The following is a 19,975-nucleotide window of genomic DNA, read 5'->3' as shown; positions in this document are numbered from 1 at the left end:
CTGACCCGAGGTGCGGCGGAGAGCCTTCTCCGCCGCATTTTTCATGATTCACACCATGTCGACGATCATGCGGCCGACTTCGGCAAAGACCGGGTTGAGTTCCTTCACCGGCACGGTCGTCTCACTGATATAAACGGCTGCGACGATCGGACCGCGATCCGGCGGCCAGATCACAGCGATATCGCCGAGAGAGCCATTCGGCCCGGTGCCGGTCTTGTCGCCGACCTTCCAATCGGCCGGCAGGCCGGCCCGCAGCCGCTCCTTGCCTGTCGTGCTCGCCACCAGCCAGGCGATCAGCCTGTCGCAGGAGGCCTCAGTGAGGACCGAGCCGAGCGTCAGATTGCCGAGCGTGTCGAGCATCGCATCCGGGGTCGTCGTGTCGCGCGGATCGTCCTTTCGGCCCTCGTTCAGCGTCGGTTCGGAGCGGTCGAGGCGGGTCGTGCCGTCACCGATCGAGCGCAGCCATTCGGTCAGCGCCGCCGGACCGCCAAAACTTTCGAGCAGCAGATTGCCGGCCGTGTTGTCGCTGACGGTCACCGCCGCCTCGCAGAGTTCGGCAATGGTCATGCCATCGGTGCCGGCGTGTTTTTCGCTGAGCGGCGAATAATCGACGAGCTTGTCCTTGCCGTAGGTCACCCGCCGATCGAGGTTCTCCTCGCCCTTGTCAGCACGGGCAAGCACGAAAGCGGCGGCCAGCGCCTTGAAGGTACTGCACATCGGAAAGGCCTCGCTGCCGCGATAGCCGAAAGAGATGCTCGTCTCAGTGTCGAGCACCGAGACGCCGAGGCGGCCGCCGGTGCGTTTTTCCAGCGCAGCAAGGCGGCGCTCGATGTTGTCGTCGCCCTCCTCGGCACTCTCCTTGGCCCCCTCCTGGGCATTGGCGGGAATCGCCAGCGCGGGCAAGCCCATCGCAGGCAGGCACAATGCCGCGCCTATCAGCATGCGGCGGGTTAGACTGAGATCCATGAAATCCTCCGGCAAATCGGGAGGACAGAGCTAAGGCGAGATTGCGGCGGCATCTCGTCCCCAAGGTGATGTTAATCGTCCGTCGAGCGACCTTTGTCGTCCGATCGCGCCGATCACGCCGCGCGCGTAACCTCGACCGTTACATGCGACAATTCCTCCAACGCCGAAAGCCTGCCCTTGTAGAAGGCCGGATCGCGCGGCTTCGAGGTAAGGACGGCAACAATTGCGGCATGATGGCCGGGGCCGACCTGCCAGACATGCAGATCGGTGATCCGGTCGTCCTCCGTCTCGATGGCGCCGCGGATCTCCGCCGGCAGCGTCTCGCCTTCGGAAATGACATCGAGCAGGACGACGCCGGAGGATTTCATCAGGCTCCACGACCAATTGGCGATCACCAAACCGCCGACGATGCCCATCAGGGGATCGAGCCAGAGCCAGCCATAAAGGCTGCCGAGCGTCAGCGCCGCGATGGCGAGCACGGAGGTCAAAGCATCGGCGATGACATGCAGATAGGCGGCGCGGATATTGTTGTCGCCGGTCTTTGCGTGATGGGCATGGTCGCCATGACCGTGCGGACGATGTCCATGCGCGGGATGGGCGTGGTTGCCATGACTGTGATGCGCGTGATGGCCATGCCCATGATGATGGTGCGCATGATCGCCATGCGCGACATGGCCGCCGCCGGCCAGCAGCCAGGCGCTGGCCAGATTGACGGCAAGGCCGATCACCGCCACGGCGATCGCCTGGGCAAAACCGATCGGCACGGGATTGGAAAGGCGCAGCAGGCTTTCCCAGGCCATCAGCAGGGCGATCAGGGCAAGGATGATAGCGCTGGCGAAGCCGGCGAGATCGCCGAGCTTGCCGGTGCCGAAGGTKAAACGCGGATTGCGTGCCTGCCGGCGGGCGAAGAGATAGGCGAGCGCCGAAATCAGCAGCGCACTGGCATGGGTCGACATGTGCCAGCCATCGGCGACCAGGGCCATGGAGCCGTAGACGGTGCCGGCGGCGATTTCCGCCACCATCATCACTGCCGTCAGCGCGATCACCAGCCAGATGCGCCGCTCGTTGCGCGTATGATCGGCGCCGAGGAAGACATGATCATGTTCCAGGGCATTGATTCCAGCTTTGTCGCTTCCCACACTCATGACAGGCTCCTTCGTCATCGCGCTTAGAGCGGTTCAGCGCTTCAGCGTTTCATGAAAACGCAAAACCGCTCTAAGCTTTTGTTTTTTACGCAATTCCCGGCAAAATCGCTTCGCGCTTTGCCTGGGAAAATCGCTTCACACTTTTCCTGGAATTGCTCTAGCGCATATAGGTTCTCAACACTTCCGATATGTCCTCGACCGCCTCCGCCCTTGCCGCATCGTCGGCGGCATTCAGCACGTGCTCACGCAGATGATCGTCGAGCACCTCGCCGGTCAGCCCGGTCAGCGCGCCGCGGACGGAGGCGAGCAGTTGCAGGATCTCGCCGCAAGGGCGCTCAGACTCGAGGGCGCGCTCGACCGCCTCCATCTGCCCCTTCAAGCGGCTGATGCGGGCGACGAGCTTCTTTTTCTGCAGGGTGGTGTGGGACATGATGGGTCCTCATATAGCATAGGGGGGTATACTATCAAGAGTGAGGCCAGGGCTCAATGCCTGTGATGGGCTCCGATCCGCCATTGACAAAGCCCGCATTTCCGACGATCTATGATCCATGATCAAAAACGCGCACCAGAGCCGCTCGTATTTTTGGCTGTACCTGTAAAGGGCGGCCGGACAAGATCATATTGTCAACAAGCCGCCGTCAGGCGGCTTTGTTGTATCGGCAGCGTCCTGACGGCAGAATATCAAAGGACGCGAAGACCATGACCGAAATCGAAGACAGCGAAATTTCACTGATGCGCCCATCGGTGGTGACGATCCGCGCCGCCAAGCCGCGCGACCTGCCCGAACTCAACGAGATGATCGCCCTGCTTGCCGCCCATCACGGCGATTCGGCAGGCACGACGGCGGAGCAGCTGGAGCGCGACCTCTTCGGCCCGCTGCCCTGGATTAATGCGCTCGTCGCCGAGACCGGCGGAGGGCTGATCGGCTACGCCATTCTCGTGCCGCTCTACAGGGCGCAGGAAGGCAAGCGCGGCATGGACCTGCACCACCTCTTCGTGCGTGACGGCCATCGCGGTCACGGCACCGGCCAGTTGCTCGTCGACCGGGCGCGCGAGACCGCCCGCAATGCCGGCTGCGGCTACCTCTCCGTCAGCGCCGCCACCGGAAACGTGCTGGCGCACCGCTTCTACGAACAGCTGGATTTCACCCCGCGTCCGGTGACCGGCATGCGCTATATGCAGTCGATCGCTTAGGGTGACCGGCTCGAAGGTTCGGCTTTCGCAAGAGCCGAAGCTCAACGCATCAAAACGGCTGCACAGTATTGCGCGACATGCTTTGTCGAATTGCATAAGGAGCTTTCATGCCTGATTTCAAACTCCATTGTTTCGCTCTGTCGGGGAATTCTTACAAGGTCGCGCTGTTCTTTGCGCTTGCCGGCATCGAGTGGGAAAGCATTTTCGTTGATTATCTGGGCGGCGAAACGCGAACCGAACAATGGCGAAAAACCATAAACGAACAGGGCGAGGCGCCTGTGCTCGAACATGGGCAAACGAAAATCAGCCAATCGGGGATCATCCTGGACTACTTGTCAGAGGTGACAGGCCACTTTGGGGCGCAGACGGTCGAAGAACGGCGTGACATCATGCGTTGGATTCTTTTCGACAACCATAAATTCACGAGCTACTACGCAACGCTGAGGTTCATGTATGGCCTTCAGAAGAGCGGCGAGACGCCCGTCGTCGAGTTTTTGAGACTGAGGGCCAAAGCTGCCTATGCCATTGTTGACGAACATCTGGCGCACCAGGCCTTCATGGTCGGCGACCGACTGACGATCGCAGACCTCTCTCTGGCGGGCTACGTCTTCATGCCGGAGGAAACCGGGATAGATCACAGCGCCTTCCCGGCTATCACAGCCTGGAAAGATCGTATCAGCAAGATGCCCGGCTGGCGCCATCCCTATGATCTGATGCCAGGTCCCACCTCCCTATAAGCAGGCGTGGGACCTTGCGAAGGTGCCAGGCACAACCGCACTTAAAGCGCGTCGCATCAAACTTGATTCATGCGACGCGCTTTGGATCTTTGTTTTTACGCATGTCGTTGCCGCAAAACCGCTGCGCAGTTTTGCGCAACATGCTTTAGCGTCCCGGCACGGCCTTCAGATAGGCGGCGATCGCCTCGCGGTCGGCGGCCGGCAGATGGGCGATGTTCTGCTGCACATCGACCATAGAGCCGCCGACGGAATCGAAATCGGGGGTGAAGCCGGTTTCGAGGTAGCTGGCGATATCGGCCTCGCTCCAGCCGCCGATGCTCTTGGAGGCCGGGGTGATATCCGGTATGCGGCCCTTGCCTTCCGGATTGGGGGCGCCGGCGAGCCACTGATCCGCCTGGAAGCCGCCCAGCGCATCGCGCGGCGTATGGCATTCGCCGCAATGACCGGGGCCTTCGACGAGATATTGCCCGCGCTTGATCTTGTCGTCGCTCTTGGCGAGCGCGACGCGCGGTTGGTCGCTGAAATAGAGGAATTTCCAGCCGCCGAGCGCCAGCCGGATGTTGAAGGGGAACGGCAGCTCATGCTGTGGCGCGACATTTGCGCTCTTCGGCAGGGTCTTCAGGAAGGCGAAGAGATCGTTGACGTCCTTATCGCTCATGCGGGAATAGGAGCTGTAGGGAAAGGACGGGTAGAGGTGCTCGCCACCCGGGCCGACGCCGCGCTTCATCGCGTTGCCGAATTCGGCGAGCGTCCAGGCGCCGATGCCGGCCTTTTCATCGGGTGAGATGTTCGGCACGTGGAAGGTGCCGAAAGGGCTCTTCAGCGCCAGGCCGCCTGCAAGCGTCAGCTTTGCATCGCCTTCGGAACCCGGTGCTGCATGACAGCTGACACAGCCGCCCGCCCAGAAAACCATCTGACCGTTCGCCGGGTCCGGCGCGCCGAGACCGGCCCAACGGCTCTCCGGCAGCGGATCGGGTGCGGTGACGAGATAGAAGGCGCCGCCGCCAAGCACGGCGACGCCGATCAGACAGAGCAGTAACCGGATGAACCTGCGGACCATGCTCCGCCTCCCCTTTACCGAGATTTTCCTGCTTGGAGCGGTTCTGCGACCAGCCCACACGGGCGGAGAATAAGGTGATCCGCGCCGGCGGCAAGGCCGGCGCGGGTCGCGTATCAAGTTCCAGATCAAACGGCCTATCAATCCTTGATGYGATAGGCCTTGTGACAGCCGCCGCAATTGGCGCCGAGCGTGTTGACCGTGGCGCCGACGGCGGCTGCATCGGCCGGAAGCTGAGCCAGCGCGGTTTCGGCGTCGGTGGAGAGCTTGGCGGCGCGCGCCTTGAAGTCATCCATGTTTTCCCAGATCTTCGGGCTCGCCTCTTCGTCGCCGGTCTCCGTGCCCGGCTTGAACTGGTCGGGGAAGACCTTGGCCGTTGCGGCGATGGTGGTCAGCGCCGCCTTCACCGCCTCGGCGTCATAGGGCTTGGTGCCCTTGGCGATGGCTGCCAGGGCGCCGGCCGAACCGCCGATCTGCTTCATCAGCGCAATGCGCGAATCATGAGTACCGTCGGCGGCGGTCACCGAACCTAAGGCTATGCCGGCCATCGCTGCGGCGGCAGCTACTGCTTTCCAATTCATATTCCTCTCCATTTCTCCTCGGCCAACTGGCCGGAGGCCAATCTGCACCGGGAGCATGACAAAATCCATGCGTCCTGGCAGTCACGTTTTGCCGGAGCATCATAAAAACAATGTGATAGGCCGTTCTCTGCTTTTATGCATGTCGTTATCCCGGAACCGCTGCACACTTCCGGGCGACATGCAGTGGCGCTCAAGCGCTTTTCCACCCCTGCCAGAGGCTGAAGGCGGAGACGACAACCAGCAGCAGTCCGGCGAAGCGGCCGACAAAGGCCGTGACGTCAGGGTTGGCGACGAGCAGGTCGCGGCTGCGGCCGGCCGTCATCGCCAGCGTGCCGTAGATGGCAAACTGGGTGACGACAGTCATGACGCCCATGATCAGCCCCTGCATCCAGATCGGGCCATGTTCCGGTCTGAGGAACTGCGGGTAGACGGCAAACATGAAGATATAGGCCTTCGGATTGACGAGACAGGTGACGGCGCCCTGGCGGAAGGCGCGCCAGCCGGAGTGCGCCGTTCCCGGGCCAACCGCCTCGACGGTGATCGAACTGCGGATCAGCGAAATGCCGATCCAGATCATGTAGGCGACGCCGGCAAAGAGCAGCACGTTGAAAAGCTGCGGCAGCATGGTGACGAGCACGCCGACGCCGGCTGCGCCATAGGCCGAATGCACGGCGCCGCCGGCCATGATGCCGCCGGTCGCCGCCAGCCCGCGTTTGACGCCGCCGGTCAGCGAATTGGCGAGCACGAAGAGCATGTCCATACCCGGCACGATGATGATGCCAAAGAGAAGGGTGAAGAAGAGCCAGAGGTTTTCGTGGTAGTTCATGTCAGTTACCGCCTTGAGTTCTGCGAGCCGTTTTGAAAGACCCTGATTGATTTCAATCCGATAGTCGGCTCTATACGGGAACCCAACTGACAGTGTATTGTCAGGAGCGTGGCGGATGGGAGAGGCAAAAATGCGCAAGGCCTCGCGGCTTTTCGAGATCATTCAGATCCTCAGGCTGGCAAGAAAGCCGATGACAGCAGCGACGATGGCCGAGACGCTCGAGGTGACCGTGCGCTCGATCTATCGCGACATCGCCGCCCTTCAGGCGATGCGGGTGCCGATCGAAGGCGGGCGCGGCATCGGCTACATCATGCGGCCGGGTTTCGACCTGCCGCCGCTGATGTTTTCGATCGAGGAGATGGAGGCGATCGTTCTGTCGCTGGCGCTGCTCGAACGGACGGCGGACGAGGAGCTGAAGCAGGCCGCGCGCCGGGTCAACCAGAAGATTGCCGGCGCGGTGCCGGCGCCCCTACGCCAGGCGATGGACAACAAGGCGCTTTACGCCTGGGGCTCGATTGCGCAGCCGGCCGGCTTCGACCTGGCGATCGTGCGCCGCGCGATCCGCGACGAACGCAAGCTGATGCTCGGCTACCGCGACGAACTCGGCCGCGCCAGCGAGCGGACGATCCGGCCGGTCGCGCTGATCTATTATTCGCAGACCGCCAATATCGTCGCCTGGTGCGAGCTGCGCCAGGCGATCCGCAATTTCCGCAGCGACCGGGTGGAGCGCTGCGCAACGAGCGAGGATTTCTTCAAGGGCGACGGCGACCGGCTGCGGGAGCTTTGGACCAGCGGCTGGACGGAGAAGGCTGTGCCTGCCTGATATCAGCCGTTCGGTCGATCATCGACACGCTCGGGTTCGCGCTGTTTCGCAACTAGTAAGCCAGCGTGCGGCTCACCTCGCGGCCGAAGCCGCGGATTTCGATGCGGTCTGTATAAACCTCGACGATCGCGAAAGCGTTTTCCGTCTCGGTGTCGACCACGCCCTTGAAATTGACGAAGTGACAGGCGCCGGCCATGCCGTAATTGCCGACGTGGTCGTGGCCGTTGAGATAGGCAACGACATTGCTGCTGGAGGCAAGCAGCTCGACGATGCGCTCGCTGTCCCACATGCCGTGCTCACTGGGCGGATGAATGGGATAGTGATTCATGACCATCACCTTTTCGGCGGCCTCGGCCGCTTTTGCGATTTCATCGCCAAGCCAGGCGAATTGTTCGTCGCTCAGCGCGGCATTCCAGCGATGGGCATTCCTGGCACCCTTAGCCTGCAGCTCCGCCAGCATCTCAGCGGCAAGCGCACGATGATGATGGCCTTCGGGCGGCGCGAAGATGCTGACCTCGTTGCCGTCGAGCACGATAAAGCGCCAGCCGTGACGCAAGAAGCTATAATAGGGCGATGGCATGCCGAGGCGCGCGGCGACTTCGGACAAGTGTCCTGCAGAGACCGAGAAATCGTGGTTGCCGAGCAGGAAGAGCGCCTCGTGCCTGAGCTTGTCATAGACCGGCAGGATATCGTCGAAGCTTGAAAAGCTGCGGTCGATGACATCGCCGAGCGTCATGACGAAGCTCAATTCCCAGCCGTTGAACACCTCGATCGCCGCGGCGACCTTGGCGAGACTGTTGGCGTAATAGCGATCCATCGCCACATGCGGCGCGATCGCGGCATATTGCGGGTCGGCGATGACGCCGAAGCGGAACAAGGGAGACGCAGAGGAAGACATGGGGCGTGATTAGGAGCGGCTGGTGACAGGGATGTGACGGCTTCGTGTGAAAACGAAACACCCGGCGTTTGAGGCGCCGGGTGTCAAATTCGAAGAGGCGGACGACATCGCCGCCATGGCGGCTGGTCTGGTGCCGCTTACTTCGTGGCTTCTTCGTAGCGTTCCAGGACGTAGTCCCAGTTGATCAGGCTATCGACGAAGGCTTCGAGATATTTCGGGCGGGCGTTGCGATAGTCGATGTAATAGGAGTGTTCCCAGACGTCGACGCCGAGGATCGGGGTGGCGCCGTGAACCAGCGGGTTTTCGCCGTTCGGGGTCTTGGAGATTTCGAGCTTGCCGTTCTTGACGGAAACCCAGGCCCAGCCGGAGCCGAACTGGGTGGCGCCGGCATTGGCGAAATCGGCCTTGAACTTGTCATAGCCGCCGAGATCGGAGGTAAAGGCCGCTTCGAGTTTGCCCGGCAGCTTGTTGCCGCCGCCGCCCTTCTTCATCCACTTCCAGAAATGGATGTGGTTGTAGTGCTGGGCCGCGTTGTTGAAGAGGCCGGCATTGGTGCCGAAGGACTTCTTGACGACGTCTTCGAGCGAGAGGTCCGAAAGACCGGCTTCGGCGGCGAGCTTGTTGCCGTTGTCGACATAGGCCTTATGGTGCTTGTCGTGGTGGAACTCCAGCGTTTCCTTCGACATGAAGGGAGCAAGCGCTTCGTAATCATAGGGAAGTTCAGGCAATTCGAAAGCCATGTCAGATCTCCTCTTGGCAATTGATTGCGTCTCGGCAGGTGAGGCGGAACATAGGAGCGGAAAGGGGGAGAGGCAACCGGCGAATTATCAAAAAACGACCGGCCGGAGGAAAATTTGCCTCAGTTACAGGGTTGGAGTCGCGCGTAGAAATCGCTTGGGCAAATCAATGGGAATGCCCGCCCCGAAAACCGCTTTGCCTGTTATGGAGATCAACGGAGACCCGATATGAACAGGAATATAATCCAGCCTCTCACTGCCGCCGTCCTGCTTTGCCTGGCAGGTACGGCGCATGCCTCCTCCGATGACGCCTGGAAGCAGCTCGCCGCCGACGTCGAGGCCAAATGCAATAAGGCAGCGGTCACGATCGAGAAGCCCAGCACCACGGTTGATCCGTTCGGCAGCTCGCATTACGGGCTTGCCCTGGTGACAGGCAAGCCGAAGGGCGCCAAGGGGCTGATCGCCCAGATCTGCGTCTACGACAAGCAAAAGAAAACCGTCGAGATCGGCAGCGAACTGGACGCCAAACAGCTTGGGCTGATGCCGGCAAAATAGGCTGTAGCGGGGTCGCCCAAAGTGCCCCCCGGTGTGGATCTGTGCCTTGGGTCACATTTCGCCGGGAACCGGAACCTACCCTTAGGAGTTGAGAGGCTGGGCTTTAGAGCGGTTCAGCTTTTGAGAGAAGCACAGAACCGCTCAAATCTTTTTATTAGATGCAATTCCTGGGGAACCGCTTTCCACTTTTCCTGGGCTTGCGACTGCATAATTCCCTAAAGCAGAATTGGTTTAGGGGCAAAATTATGCAGCAATTCAAAGTGTTACAGCGCCCTTTGCGCGTCCGAAAAGACGTGCGGCGCTGTAGGGAGGTGCCGGCATGTCAGAGCTTCGCAGCAGGGCGGAAGATCAGCAAAAAATCTATCAGCGTTGGGCGCCGGTCTATGACCGCGTCTATCGCGGCATCCTGCGCGATGGCCACCGCAAGCTTGCTGCACTCGCGGCCGCAGCCGGCACCGATATTCTGGAAATCGGCGTCGGCACCGGCCTGACGCTCGGGCATTACCCGCGCCACTGCCGGGTAACCGGCATCGACATTTCCGAACACATGATCGCGCGGGCGCGTGAAAAGGCGAAACGCGAGAAGCTGCAGCATGTGCGGGCGCTTGATGTGATGGATGCCCATGCGCTTACCTTTGCCGACCGGTCTTTCGATGCGGTCTGCCTGCCCTTCGTCATCACGCTCATCCCCGAGCCCGAACGGGCGCTTGACGAATGCGCGAGAGTGCTCAGGCCGGGCGGCGAGATCATCCTTGCCAGCAAGCTTGGCGACGGCGCCGGTCTGCAGGGCGCGATCGAGACGGCGGTGGCGCCGCTGGTGCGCCACATCGGCTGGTCCTCCGCCTTCCGCATTCACCGCATCCTCGCCTGGGCCGAGCGCCGCGGTAATTTCGCGCCTGCCGATATCCTGCCGGTCTTTCCGAACGGCTTCTTCAAGATCGTCCGTCTGAAGCAGCGCGGACTTACCGCCTGAGACCGGAAACTTTTTCCCCGCGTCGCTTATTCTGATGCTACCGTTTGTCTGAGGGGACTGCATGACATCGGATTTCTTCTTCTTCATCGTCGTGGGTTTCTGCGCGCAGATCGTCGACGGCGCACTCGGCATGGCCTTCGGCGTGCTGTCGACGACCAGCCTTCTCGCCTTCGGGGTGCCGGCGGCCAATGCCAGCGCCATGACGCATGTGGCGGAAATGTTCACCACCGCCGCCTCGGGCATCTCGCACGCCTATCATCGCAACGTCGATTGGCGCCTCGTGGCGCGGCTCGCACCGGCCGGCATGATCGGCGGCGCGATCGGCGCCTATCTGCTGGCCAATATCGACGGCAAGGTGATCGCGCCCTTCGTGTCGGCCTATCTGATCGCGATCGGGCTGGTGATCCTCTACAAAGCCTTTCGGCCGCCGCCGAAACGGGATGTCCGCGACTGGATGGTGCCACCGGTCGGGCTTTGCGGCGGCGTGCTCGATGCGATCGGCGGCGGCGGATGGGGGCCGATCGTCACCAGTTCGCTGGTCAGCCGCGGCCATGATCTGAAACGGGTGATCGGCTCGACCAATTTCACCGAATTCGCGGTGACGCTGACGATTTCCCTGACCTTCATGCTGACGCTCGGCTGGTCGGAGCTCAATTCGGCGATCGGCCTGATCATCGGCGGCGTCATCGCTGCCCCCTTCGGCGCGATCCTCGTCAAACGGCTGCCGGTGCGGCCGCTGATGGTGGCGGTCTCGATGATCATCATCGGCACGTCGGCAATGCGGCTCCTGTAAAGACAGGGCGATCGCCATCCCGGCCGGGAGACTACAGATTCCGGCCGAAATAGACATCCACGGAGGCGATCTTGTCGCCGCGGAAGCGAAGGCTCTCTATGTTGCGGAAGCTGCCGCCGTCCCGTTTTTCGGCGCGATAGCGGATGACCGCCTCGTCGCCGTCGATCGCCAGGAATTCGATGTCAAAGCCGCGGAAGACCGGCTCCTTCGGCCAGCAGCGCTCGAAATAGGTCGCCCGGTCGATGTGGTCGTCACGCGGACTGGAGAAGGTGAAATCCTCCGTCAACATGGCGCCGACGATATCCTTGCGGTCGTCGAGATAGGCGGCGTAGAGATGACGGACGCTCTGCTCTCGGGATCTGCGCATGTCGCTCATGGCAATGTCCTTGGATTGACCGATTGCATTATGCAATCGGTCATGTTGTAGCAGTTTTGTCCGAGAGGGTCCAGATTGCGGCTCTCATTTCCAAAGACAGGCCACCAATGCGGAAGCGCCATCTTGAAGGATGGGCCATAGCGCGGTTATATCAGCGCGTGCCCGCCCTGGAACGGCGAGCGCATGCACCGCTACGGCCTATGCGTTCGACCTCGAAAAACTCGATCTCAGGACAGTTTCACCCGCGCCGATCTCCTCGCCGCGGCAAAGGGCACATTGTTTCACCATGCGTGCGGAACTCGCCGCGCGATCAATGCCGGGGCCGAGAGAATGACCGATACGCAATTGGACGCCGCCAGCGCCAGGCCCGGCTCGATCCACTGGAAGCGCAATCTCACCATCTCGCTGATCGGCTCCTTCACCACGATCGTGGCGATGACGCTGCTGCTTCCCTTCCTGCCGCTTTATGTCGAGGAGCTCGGTGTCAGCGACCATGCTGACATCGTGCAGTGGTCGGGTATCGCCTATGGCGCCACCTTCTTTGCCGCGGCTCTCGTCGCGCCGCTCTGGGGCCGGCTCGGCGATATTTACGGCCGTAAGCTGATGCTGGTGCGCGCCAGCCTCGGCATGACGCTGGCGATCTCGCTGATGGGCATGGCCGGCAATGTCTGGCAGCTGGTGGCTTTGCGCCTCTTCGTCGGGCTTGCCGGCGGTTATGCCTCCGGCTCGATGGTGCTGGTGGCGACGCAGACGCCGAAGGACCGTTCGGCCTGGGCGCTCGGCGTGCTCTCCTCCGGCATCATGGCCGGCAATCTCGTCGGGCCGCTGGTCGGCGGGGCGCTGCCGCCGATCATCGGCATCCGCGGCACGTTTCTCGCCGCTGGCGGCATGATCTTCCTCGCCTTTCTCGCCACGGCCTTGCTGATCAAGGAAGAGAAATCGCCGGCTCGCAAGCAGGCGGCCAAGGCCAGCGGCGGCTGGAAATCCATTGCCGACAAGCGGCCCGTCATCGCCATGCTGGCGACCGGCATGCTCTTGATGTTCGCCAATATGTCGATCGAGCCGATCATCACCGTCTATGTCGCGCAGCTCGTGCCCGTCGAAGCCCAGGTGACGATGATATCGGGAATAGTCATGTCAGCCGCCGCTCTCGGCAGCATTCTCTCGGCCTCATGGCTCGGCAAGCTCGCCGACAGGATCGGCCATTGGCTGGTGATTTCAGGCGCGCTCGCCGTCGCCGGGCTGCTGCTGATCCCGCAGGCCTTCGTCACCAGCTCCTGGCAGCTGATCATCCTGCGTTTCCTGATGGGCGCAGCACTCGGCGGGCTGCTGCCCTGCATCGCCGCTGTTATCCGCCACAGCGTGCCGGACAGTGCGGCCGGCAGCATTCTCGGGCTTTCCATCTCGTCGCAATATGTCGGCCAGGTGGCCGGCCCCATCCTTGGCGGCTTTGTCGGCGGGCATATCGGCATGCGGGCGGTGTTCCTCGGCACGTCAGTACTGCTTCTCGCCGGCGCTGCCTATTCCTGGATGGTACGGCCGAGGGATCGGCGGACATCCAGCTAGAGCATGATGCCGAAAAGTGTGAACGGTTTTCGGACGACATCATGCTCTAACTATATAATTTAGAACAGGATTTGGATTTTAGGCCGACCGGGCCTAAAATCATCCTGTTCTAGGGGGCGCTCCCGCAGATCAGCTCGACGCCCGACCGGGCGATCGCTTCCAGCGTCTCGCGGCTGTCGCCGGCGCGGGCGCGGACGGCGAGCGAATGCATGACGGCGGAGGCGAGCCTTGCAAGCATCTGCGGATCGGCGCTTTGGGGAAGCTCGCCCCTGTCCACGGCAAGGCGCATGCGCTTTTCGATCTCGTCGTCGAAATCATTGAGGCTGCGGCCGAGCATCTCGCGGACCCGCTCATGCTGGACCGCCTCGGCCRATGCCGTGCCGATCAGCAGACAGCCGCGGGCGGCGGTTTCACCGTGCAGATAAATCGCCAGCGCACCGGCATAGACGCGGGCGATATTGTCGCGCAACGGCAGTGACGGGTCGAGCGCCTCAGTCAGCACGTCCATGCCGTCCTGCCGATACCCCTCCAGCGTATCGAGATAGAGATCCTCCTTGTCGCCGAAGGCGCCGTAGAGGCTCGGGCGGTTGAGGTTGGTCGCAGCGCTCAGATTGTCGAGCGAGGCGGCGGCAAACCCCCTGTCCCAGAAGACATCCCGCGCCTTGCCGAGCGCCGCCTTGGCGTCGAAGGCCCTTGGGCGGCCGCGCTTCTTTTCGTCCTTCATATTTTGTACCGTTTCGCATTAAATTCTTGACGAAGATTATTTTATGCGAAACAGTACAAATATTCAAACGCTAATCGGCGGGCGGCACCGACCGCCTCCACAGGGAGAGGAAACCGCAATGAAACTCTATATGCACGCAGCCGCCTGTTCGCTTTCGCCGCACATCATCTGCCGGGAGCTGGGGCTTGATATCGAGCTCGTCCAGGTTGACCGGCAGACCCACAGGACGAGCGACGGCGAGGATTACCTCGCCATCAACGGCAACGGCTATGTGCCGGCGCTGATGCTCGACGATGGCAAGGTGCTGACCGAGGGGCCGGCGATCGTGCAGTTCCTCGCCGACAGCGTGCCGGAAGGGGCAGCTATGTTGCCTGATGTCGGCGACATCCGCCGCAACGAGGTGCAATCCTATCTCAACTTCATCACCGCCGAGCTGCACAAGCCGATGGTGTTGCTCTTCAACCCGATTTATTCCAGCGTTCATGGCGAGGTCCGCGCGCTGATCTCGAAGCGGCTCACCTGGCTGAACGGCCGTCTTGCCGGACCCTATCTTACCGGCGATGCCTTCACGGTGGCAGATGCCTATCTCTTCGTCTGCCTGAACTGGTCGCCCTGGACCGACATCGATCTCAAGCAATGGCCTGATCTGCACGGCTTCATGGCCCGGGTGGCGGCGCGACCGAAGGTGCGCGAGGCGCTGCAGGCCGAAGATCTCGAGGCCTTCGATGCCGACGGCGTCTATTTTGCACCACACGCCTATCTCGCCTCATCAGGACGGACCGGCAGGGCGCGCTTGTGGCCGGTCGCCCGATAGGCGGCGAGGATGCGGCGGCGGGCGATCTCGCCGACCGGCTTGCCTTCAAGAAAATCGTCGATCTCGTCATAGCTGACGCCATAGGCCTCCTCGTCGGGGCGCAATGGGCGCTGGTCCTCGAGATCGGCGGTCGGCACCTTGAACACCAGCTCGTCCGGGGCGCCGAGCCGCTTTGCCAGCAGGCGGACCCGGCGTTTGTTGAGGCCGGCGAGCGGCAGGATATCGGCCGCGCCATCGCCGAACTTGGTGAAAAAGCCCATGACCGCCTCGGCCGCATGATCGGTGCCGATGACGAGGCCGCCAAGCGCCCCGGCCAGGGCGAACTGGGCGATCATCCGCTGGCGGGCCTTGATATTGCCGAGGATGAAATCCTGCCGGCCGGCATCGGCAAAGGCGAGGCCGCCGTTTAACGCGGCGCCAAGCATCGCATCCGCCGGCGCTTTGATGTTGACCACCATCGAGCGGTCGGCGCCGATCGTTTCCAGCGCCCTCACCGCATCGGCCTCATCAGCCTGGACACCGTAGGGAAGGCGCACGGCGATGAATTCGGCCGCGTGACCGCTGTCCCGCAGCTCGCGCACCGCCTTCTGGGCCAGCAGCGCCGCCGTCAGCGAATCGACGCCGCCGCTGATGCCGAGGACGTAGCCGCGCATGCCCGAAGCGATGAGATAATCCTTGAGGAAACCGGTTCGCCGTTCGATCTCGCGCTCAGGGTCGATGTCGGCGGCGACACCCAGTTCGCGGATGATCTCACCTTGTTCGTCGAACAGCACAGTCATAAGCCTCTTCCTCCCCGCTTGCGGAATTTCGGCGCCACTATGGCGAAAAGATGGGGGGAAGACGAAGCCGTTTCGGGCAGACCTGCCATGCATTTTATGCAAGTGGGCGGTTTGGCACCTACCGCACGATCGTGAACAGTTCGACCGGATCGGCAAAACCCTTCAGCCTGTGCGCCCCGACAGAGACGGCATCCCCTGCCCCGGCCTCGTCGCGAAACGGCGCCGACATCAGCAGGGCCGCACCCAGTTCGCTGCAGGCGGTCTGGATCCGGCTGACCAGGTTGACGTCGCCGCCGATCAGGGTGAAGTCGAGGCGGCGGCCGGAGCCGACATTGCCGTAGCTGACCTCGCCGTAATGCAGGGCGATGCCGGCCTTCACGCCGATGCCCTCATATTGGAAATGGTCGATCTCATCGAGGATGGCGCGGGCCGATGCCAGGGCCGCGCCGCAGGAATGGGCGGCATCATAGCCCGGGAAAAAGGCAAGCACGGCGTCACCCATGAATTTCAGCACCTCGCCGCCTTCGCGGGTAATGGCCGGCACGATTTTATCGAAATAGGCGTTGAGCAGGCCGAGCACGGTGCTGCCCGGCAGCCGGTTCGACAGTTCGGTAAAGCCTCTGAGATCGCAGAGCAGCAGGGCTGCCTCCATCGATTCGACCTCGTCGCGGCGGATGCGGCCGGCCAGGATGCGGCTTGCCGTCAGCGGGCCGATATAGGTATCGAGCAGGCTGAGCTCGACCTGGCGAAGGATGCGCAGTTCGCTGGTATTGCGCAGCGCCGGCAGGATGCGCTCGATCACCTGACGTTCGGAGGCGGTAAAGCCGCCCGGCCGCTTCGTACCGAAGACGGCGGCGCTGACCGGGCCGTCGACATTGCAAAGTGGCGCGATGACGAGCTGCATCAGGCCGCGATCGGCAAAGACATCGATATGCTGCCAGCGGCCATGCACACTTTCTCTGGTATCGACGACCAGCGGTTCGCGGGTTTCCATGACCTTGCGCAGCGGCGTATTTGATATGGCGACGCGGGCGCCGTGTTCCCGGTCGTGGATCTCGACCGGTTCGCCCGGCGCCCAGGCGATGGTGCGGCCGATGAACTCGGGATGCAGCGTCATCAGATGCAAGGTCAGCCGGTCGACTGGCAGGCCGAGCGCCTGGAGCCTGCGGCCGAGGCCGGAGACGAGGCCCGCTTCGTCGAGCGCGTGACATTCATCGCCGGAAAGCCATTCGATGATGGAGAGCAGCGCAGCGGCGCTGACGGCATGGCCGGCGGTCTTCGTTTGGAGCCTGTCGGTATCGGGAGCATAGATCGCTGACGTCATGGCTTTCTCCTCCTTGAGGGAGGCGGGGCGCTAGTGAGCGCCGCCGCCGGAGAGTTGACCGGGTTTCCTGAGAAGCAGGGTTGCAAGCAGGGCGACGACAAGGGCAACGCCGAGCAGGAAGAAGGTGTCACTGAAGGCCATGATATTGGCCTGCTTGCGTATTTTCAGCGCGATGGCGACGACTGCCTTGTGGCCGGCGAGCGCCTGATCGCTGATGCCGTGGCTCATGAAGTAGCCGGTAAGCCTGGCGATACGATCGCGGGTGGCTTCCTCGAAGACCGAGACCGAGTTGGTCAGGATGTTCGAGTGGAACTGCTCGCGCTTCGACAGGAAGGTCTGCAGCGAGGCGATGCCGACGGCGCCGCCGAGATTGCGCATCATGTTGAAGAGTGCCGAAGCCGAACCGGCATTTTCCTGCTCGATGCCTGCGGTAGCGATTGCCGAGAGGGGCGTGAAGACGAGCGCCTGGCCGATGGCGCGGACGATGTTCGGCCAGAACAACTGATCGCTCGCATAATCGCCGGTCATGTGGACGTTCATGAAATTCGAGGCGGCGAAAAGGGCAAAGCCAACGACGATCAGCAGGCGGACGTCGAAATGCTTCATCAGCCGCGGCACCAGCGGGATCAGCAGCAGCTGCGGGATGCCGGTCCAGGCGAGAACCATGCCGATCTGCTCGGAATTATAGCCCTGGATGCGGGTCAAATAGATCGGCAGCACGAAGACCGAGCCGTAAAGCGCAATGCCGAGCAGGAAATTGGCGACGATGCCGARGCCGAAATTGCGGCGCACCAGCAGGCGAAGGTTCAGCAGCGGATTGGCGGTCTTCAGCTCAATGATCAGGAACAGCGTCAGCGAGACGGCGGCGATAACGGACAGGCGGACAATGAAATCGGAGCCGAACCAGTCTTCCTTGTTGCCCTCTTCCAGCACGGTCTGCAGGGCGGCAAGGCCGATCGCCATGGTGATGATGCCCGGCCAGTCACCCTTGGCGAGCAGCTTCAGGTTCATCGGCGCCCGGTCGAGCGAGACCCAGAGCAGGCCAACCATCAGCGCGCCGGGCACCAGGTTGACGTAGAAGATATGCTCCCAGCCCCAGTTCTCGGTGAGGTAACCGCCGATCGTCGGGCCGATCGCCGGCGCGAAAGTGGCAGACAGGGCAAAGAGGGCAAGGCCGATCGGTTGCTTGGCCTTGGGCAGTAGGGTGATGATGATGGTGAAGGCCATCGGGATCAGCACGCCGCCGGAAAAGCCCTGTATGGCGCGCAGGATGATCATCTGCTGCAGATTGGCCGCGAAGGCGCAGGCGACGGAGAAGATGAGAAAGAGGATGGCGTTGACAAGCAGATAGTTGCGGACCGAGAAGACGCGCGCCAGCCAGGCGCTGAGCGGAATGACGACAATCTCGGCGATCAGATAGGAAGTCGAAATCCAGCCGCCGTCATCCGTGCCGGCGCCGATCGCGCCCTGGATATCGGCAAGCGAGGCATTGACGATCTGGATGTTGAGAACGGCCATGAAGGCGCCGAGCGTCGAGCCGACAACGGCTGCCCACATGCGCAGAGGGCTCATGACGGCAGGTGCCACGGGCGCTGCGGCGGCGGGGCGCGCCAGCGAATTGCCGTTTGCGGCGATCTGAAGAGTGGCCATGGCTTATCTCCTTCCAGCTCTCGCGGGAAACTTTCTCATGACGGGGTTCGGGTGATCATTCGGGAATGATCGGGATCATTCGGAAATGATCGGGATCATTGGGCGAAGAAGGGAAGGATCATCCAGCGTGGCTGGATAATCCCTCTTCGGCCGCCCCAGTGGCTTGGGCAGGCTTGGTCTCGCCCACCTTGGTCTCGGCAGCTTGGGTTTGGGCAGCCTTGGTATCGATTTCAGGCTCGACCGACATGCCCGAGCGCAACAGGCCGCTCAGCGCTTCGTCGTCGATGACGATCTTGACCGGGATGCGCTGAACGATCTTGGTGAAATTGCCGGTGGCATTGTCCGGCGGCAGCAGCGAGAATTCCAGGCCGCTTGCCGGCGAAACGCTGTCGACATGACCCTTGATCGAGATGTCGGGAAAGCTGTCGACCTTGATCTCGACCGACTGGCCGGGGCTGATATAGGTCAGCTGCGTTTCCTTGAAATTGGCGACGACGTAGACCGCATGCAGCGGTACGACCGCCATCAGCTGCGTGCCCGAAGTGACATACTGACCGACGCGGATCGACCGGGCGCCGACCGTGCCGTCGACGGCAGCGACGATGTCCGTATAGGAGAGGTTGAGCTCTGCCTGCCGGGCGGCGGCGGCCGCACGGTCGCGCTGGGCAACGGTCTGTTCGCGCTGGGTCTGCAGCACCGGCACCTTATTCTGAGCCGTGACGAGGGCTGCCCGGTCGCGCTCGACGGCAGCAGCGGCCTGGTCACGGGCCGACTGGGTCTGTTCGGCGCGAGACTGGGTGCCGGCGCCGTTGGTGATCAGGCGGGCCGAGCGGGCGGCATCGGACACGGCAAATTCCAACGATGCCTGCGAGGCATCGATCGTCGCCCTCGCCTGCTCGATCACCGATTGCTGCAAGGAGATCTGGGCGTCGATATTGGTGATGGCGGCTTCGGCCGCCTTCACATCGGCTCTGGCCTGCGACAGTGCAGCCTGGAAGTCGCGATCGTCGATGCGGGCGAGAACCTGGCCGGCCTTGACCGCGTCATTGTCGTTGACCAGCACCTGGCTGATATAGCCGGCGACCTTCGGGGCGACAGTGGTGTAATCGGCCTTCACATAGGCATCGTCGGTGGTTTCGATGAAGCGGCCGACCGTCCAGTAGCGATAGCCGAAATCGCCCGCGAAAGCGACGCCGGCAAGCAGCGCGGCGGCAATGACGGCGCGCTTGACGATCCGACGGCCGGTCTTTTTGGGCGCTTCCGCGACTGATGCGTCCGCAGCCGGTACTTCGACGACCGGCGCTTCAGAGACAGGCATGGCGGGCGCCTCGGCGGCCGGCGCCCTGGCGGCTTCCTCGGCCAAGATCTGCTCGGCCTGCTTCGCACTTTCGAAAACTTGCCTGTGGGGTAACTCGACCATCGCAATTCTCCTTCACCGTTGGCCTCCTCCGTGAGAG

General features: G+C 62.4%; 22 protein-coding genes. 8 read left to right on the top strand and 14 right to left on the bottom strand.

Going from position 1 to position 19,975, the window contains the following annotated elements:
* Positions 1-48: 48 nt before the first annotated feature.
* From bla to dmeR, 3 genes are all read right to left on the bottom strand, one after another.
* Positions 49-966 carry a class A beta-lactamase gene (bla, locus tag AC1D1Z_RS01680; RefSeq protein ID WP_182565361.1) on the bottom strand — a complete coding sequence of 306 codons (918 nt, stop codon included), beginning with the start codon at positions 964-966 and terminating at the stop codon, positions 49-51.
* 113 nt (positions 967-1,079) lie between these two features.
* Entirely contained in the window at positions 1,080-2,111 is a 1,032-nt protein-coding gene (gene dmeF, locus AC1D1Z_RS01675) for a CDF family Co(II)/Ni(II) efflux transporter DmeF (protein WP_477849290.1), read from the bottom strand.
* A gap of 157 nt (positions 2,112-2,268) precedes the next feature.
* Positions 2,269-2,541 carry a Ni(II)/Co(II)-sensing transcriptional repressor DmeR gene (gene dmeR, locus AC1D1Z_RS01670; RefSeq protein WP_018241231.1) on the bottom strand — a complete coding sequence of 91 codons (273 nt, stop codon included), beginning with the start codon at positions 2,539-2,541 and terminating at the stop codon, positions 2,269-2,271.
* Between the two features lie 269 nt (positions 2,542-2,810).
* Between dmeR and AC1D1Z_RS01665 the strand changes: the two genes are divergently transcribed.
* Positions 2,811-3,305, top strand: coding sequence for a GNAT family N-acetyltransferase (locus AC1D1Z_RS01665; protein WP_018446273.1), 495 nt, complete (start codon positions 2,811-2,813; stop codon positions 3,303-3,305).
* Between the two features lie 107 nt (positions 3,306-3,412).
* Positions 3,413-4,042 (top strand): glutathione S-transferase family protein, encoded by a 630-nt coding sequence (locus AC1D1Z_RS01660; protein WP_018241229.1) that lies wholly within the window; start codon positions 3,413-3,415, stop codon positions 4,040-4,042.
* Between the two features lie 145 nt (positions 4,043-4,187).
* Here AC1D1Z_RS01660 and AC1D1Z_RS01655 read toward each other — a convergent pair whose 3' ends face one another.
* From AC1D1Z_RS01655 to AC1D1Z_RS01645, 3 genes are all read right to left on the bottom strand, one after another.
* A complete protein-coding gene (locus AC1D1Z_RS01655; protein WP_018241228.1) occupies positions 4,188-5,102 on the bottom strand; it encodes a cytochrome c in 915 nt (304 codons plus the stop codon).
* Positions 5,103-5,239: 137 nt separating this feature from the next.
* Positions 5,240-5,680 (bottom strand): c-type cytochrome, encoded by a 441-nt coding sequence (locus AC1D1Z_RS01650; protein ID WP_477849286.1) that lies wholly within the window; start codon positions 5,678-5,680, stop codon positions 5,240-5,242.
* Between the two features lie 190 nt (positions 5,681-5,870).
* Positions 5,871-6,506 (bottom strand): LysE family translocator, encoded by a 636-nt coding sequence (locus AC1D1Z_RS01645; RefSeq protein WP_439007400.1) that lies wholly within the window; start codon positions 6,504-6,506, stop codon positions 5,871-5,873.
* A 130-nt stretch (positions 6,507-6,636) separates the two neighbouring features.
* On the opposite strand from AC1D1Z_RS01645, the gene AC1D1Z_RS01640 reads away from it, so the two are divergent.
* Positions 6,637-7,329 carry a helix-turn-helix transcriptional regulator gene (locus AC1D1Z_RS01640; RefSeq protein ID WP_131605359.1) on the top strand — a complete coding sequence of 231 codons (693 nt, stop codon included), beginning with the start codon at positions 6,637-6,639 and terminating at the stop codon, positions 7,327-7,329.
* 52 nt (positions 7,330-7,381) lie between these two features.
* Here the strand turns inward: AC1D1Z_RS01640 and AC1D1Z_RS01635 are convergent, their stop codons facing one another.
* Together AC1D1Z_RS01635 and AC1D1Z_RS01630 are read right to left on the bottom strand one after the other, a co-directional pair.
* Complete coding sequence (locus AC1D1Z_RS01635) at positions 7,382-8,227, bottom strand: metallophosphoesterase (RefSeq protein WP_439007399.1); 846 nt, start codon at positions 8,225-8,227, stop codon at positions 7,382-7,384.
* 137 nt (positions 8,228-8,364) lie between these two features.
* Positions 8,365-8,967: a superoxide dismutase gene (locus AC1D1Z_RS01630; protein WP_008528928.1), complete on the bottom strand. Its 603-nt coding sequence runs from the start codon at positions 8,965-8,967 to the stop codon at positions 8,365-8,367.
* Positions 8,968-9,192: 225 nt separating this feature from the next.
* On the opposite strand from AC1D1Z_RS01630, the gene AC1D1Z_RS01625 reads away from it, so the two are divergent.
* The 3 genes from AC1D1Z_RS01625 to AC1D1Z_RS01615 all read left to right on the top strand — a co-directional run bounded on the left by AC1D1Z_RS01625 (position 9,193) and on the right by AC1D1Z_RS01615 (position 11,285).
* A complete protein-coding gene (locus AC1D1Z_RS01625; protein ID WP_439007398.1) occupies positions 9,193-9,519 on the top strand; it encodes a hypothetical protein in 327 nt (108 codons plus the stop codon).
* A gap of 319 nt (positions 9,520-9,838) precedes the next feature.
* On the top strand, positions 9,839-10,492 hold the full coding sequence (locus AC1D1Z_RS01620) for a class I SAM-dependent methyltransferase (RefSeq protein WP_439007397.1): 654 nt from the start codon (positions 9,839-9,841) through the stop codon (positions 10,490-10,492).
* Positions 10,493-10,553: 61 nt separating this feature from the next.
* The gene (locus AC1D1Z_RS01615; protein ID WP_018241221.1) at positions 10,554-11,285 is read left to right on the top strand and encodes a sulfite exporter TauE/SafE family protein; all 732 of its coding nucleotides are present in this window, start codon (positions 10,554-10,556) and stop codon (positions 11,283-11,285) included.
* Positions 11,286-11,316: 31 nt separating this feature from the next.
* Here AC1D1Z_RS01615 and AC1D1Z_RS01610 read toward each other — a convergent pair whose 3' ends face one another.
* The gene (locus AC1D1Z_RS01610) at positions 11,317-11,661 is read right to left on the bottom strand and encodes a nuclear transport factor 2 family protein (protein ID WP_047619637.1); all 345 of its coding nucleotides are present in this window, start codon (positions 11,659-11,661) and stop codon (positions 11,317-11,319) included.
* Between the two features lie 330 nt (positions 11,662-11,991).
* Between AC1D1Z_RS01610 and AC1D1Z_RS01605 the strand changes: the two genes are divergently transcribed.
* Positions 11,992-13,227: a multidrug efflux MFS transporter gene (locus AC1D1Z_RS01605; protein WP_439007396.1), complete on the top strand. Its 1,236-nt coding sequence runs from the start codon at positions 11,992-11,994 to the stop codon at positions 13,225-13,227.
* Positions 13,228-13,336: 109 nt separating this feature from the next.
* Here the strand turns inward: AC1D1Z_RS01605 and AC1D1Z_RS01600 are convergent, their stop codons facing one another.
* Complete coding sequence (locus AC1D1Z_RS01600; RefSeq protein ID WP_477849279.1) at positions 13,337-13,951, bottom strand: TetR/AcrR family transcriptional regulator; 615 nt, start codon at positions 13,949-13,951, stop codon at positions 13,337-13,339.
* Between the two features lie 118 nt (positions 13,952-14,069).
* Between AC1D1Z_RS01600 and gstA the strand changes: the two genes are divergently transcribed.
* Positions 14,070-14,765 carry a glutathione transferase GstA gene (gstA, locus tag AC1D1Z_RS01595; protein WP_439007395.1) on the top strand — a complete coding sequence of 232 codons (696 nt, stop codon included), beginning with the start codon at positions 14,070-14,072 and terminating at the stop codon, positions 14,763-14,765.
* Here the strand turns inward: gstA and nadE are convergent.
* From nadE to AC1D1Z_RS01575, 4 genes are all read right to left on the bottom strand, one after another.
* On the bottom strand, positions 14,708-15,544 hold the full coding sequence (nadE, locus tag AC1D1Z_RS01590) for an ammonia-dependent NAD(+) synthetase (protein WP_439007394.1): 837 nt from the start codon (positions 15,542-15,544) through the stop codon (positions 14,708-14,710). The genes gstA and nadE overlap by 58 nt on opposite strands.
* A 118-nt stretch (positions 15,545-15,662) precedes the next feature.
* On the bottom strand, positions 15,663-16,868 hold the full coding sequence (locus AC1D1Z_RS01585; protein WP_439007393.1) for an adenylate/guanylate cyclase domain-containing protein: 1,206 nt from the start codon (positions 16,866-16,868) through the stop codon (positions 15,663-15,665).
* 30 nt (positions 16,869-16,898) lie between these two features.
* Entirely contained in the window at positions 16,899-18,518 is a 1,620-nt protein-coding gene (locus AC1D1Z_RS01580) for an MDR family MFS transporter (protein WP_477849276.1), read from the bottom strand.
* 118 nt (positions 18,519-18,636) lie between these two features.
* Positions 18,637-19,938 carry an HlyD family secretion protein gene (locus AC1D1Z_RS01575; protein WP_446983237.1) on the bottom strand — a complete coding sequence of 434 codons (1,302 nt, stop codon included), beginning with the start codon at positions 19,936-19,938 and terminating at the stop codon, positions 18,637-18,639.
* Between the last annotated feature and the right edge of the window lie 37 nt (positions 19,939-19,975).

The organism is Rhizobium sp. P1_E1 (assembly GCF_056406015.1).
Note: the sequence above shows the minus strand (reverse complement) of the source record. Positions and strands in the feature narration are given on the sequence as shown.

Excerpts from the sequence above, each read along its gene's own strand:
- bla (WP_182565361.1), bottom strand. The coding sequence starts at position 966 with ATGGATCTCAGTCTAACCCGCCGCATGCTGATAGGCGCGGCATTGTGC.
- dmeR (WP_018241231.1), bottom strand. The coding sequence starts at position 2,541 with ATGTCCCACACCACCCTGCAGAAAAAGAAGCTCGTCGCCCGCATCAGC.
- AC1D1Z_RS01665 (WP_018446273.1), top strand. The coding sequence starts at position 2,811 with ATGACCGAAATCGAAGACAGCGAAATTTCACTGATGCGCCCATCGGTG.
- AC1D1Z_RS01660 (WP_018241229.1), top strand. The coding sequence starts at position 3,413 with ATGCCTGATTTCAAACTCCATTGTTTCGCTCTGTCGGGGAATTCTTAC.
- AC1D1Z_RS01655 (WP_018241228.1), bottom strand. The coding sequence starts at position 5,102 with ATGGTCCGCAGGTTCATCCGGTTACTGCTCTGTCTGATCGGCGTCGCC.
- AC1D1Z_RS01645 (WP_439007400.1), bottom strand. The coding sequence starts at position 6,506 with ATGAACTACCACGAAAACCTCTGGCTCTTCTTCACCCTTCTCTTTGGC.
- AC1D1Z_RS01640 (WP_131605359.1), top strand. The coding sequence starts at position 6,637 with ATGCGCAAGGCCTCGCGGCTTTTCGAGATCATTCAGATCCTCAGGCTG.
- AC1D1Z_RS01635 (WP_439007399.1), bottom strand. The coding sequence starts at position 8,227 with ATGTCTTCCTCTGCGTCTCCCTTGTTCCGCTTCGGCGTCATCGCCGAC.
- AC1D1Z_RS01630 (WP_008528928.1), bottom strand. The coding sequence starts at position 8,967 with ATGGCTTTCGAATTGCCTGAACTTCCCTATGATTACGAAGCGCTTGCT.
- AC1D1Z_RS01625 (WP_439007398.1), top strand. The coding sequence starts at position 9,193 with ATGAACAGGAATATAATCCAGCCTCTCACTGCCGCCGTCCTGCTTTGC.
- AC1D1Z_RS01620 (WP_439007397.1), top strand. The coding sequence starts at position 9,839 with ATGTCAGAGCTTCGCAGCAGGGCGGAAGATCAGCAAAAAATCTATCAG.
- AC1D1Z_RS01615 (WP_018241221.1), top strand. The coding sequence starts at position 10,554 with ATGACATCGGATTTCTTCTTCTTCATCGTCGTGGGTTTCTGCGCGCAG.
- AC1D1Z_RS01610 (WP_047619637.1), bottom strand. The coding sequence starts at position 11,661 with ATGAGCGACATGCGCAGATCCCGAGAGCAGAGCGTCCGTCATCTCTAC.
- AC1D1Z_RS01605 (WP_439007396.1), top strand. The coding sequence starts at position 11,992 with ATGACCGATACGCAATTGGACGCCGCCAGCGCCAGGCCCGGCTCGATC.
- gstA (WP_439007395.1), top strand. The coding sequence starts at position 14,070 with ATGAAACTCTATATGCACGCAGCCGCCTGTTCGCTTTCGCCGCACATC.
- nadE (WP_439007394.1), bottom strand. The coding sequence starts at position 15,544 with ATGACTGTGCTGTTCGACGAACAAGGTGAGATCATCCGCGAACTGGGT.
- AC1D1Z_RS01585 (WP_439007393.1), bottom strand. The coding sequence starts at position 16,868 with ATGACGTCAGCGATCTATGCTCCCGATACCGACAGGCTCCAAACGAAG.
- AC1D1Z_RS01575 (WP_446983237.1), bottom strand. The coding sequence starts at position 19,938 with ATGGTCGAGTTACCCCACAGGCAAGTTTTCGAAAGTGCGAAGCAGGCC.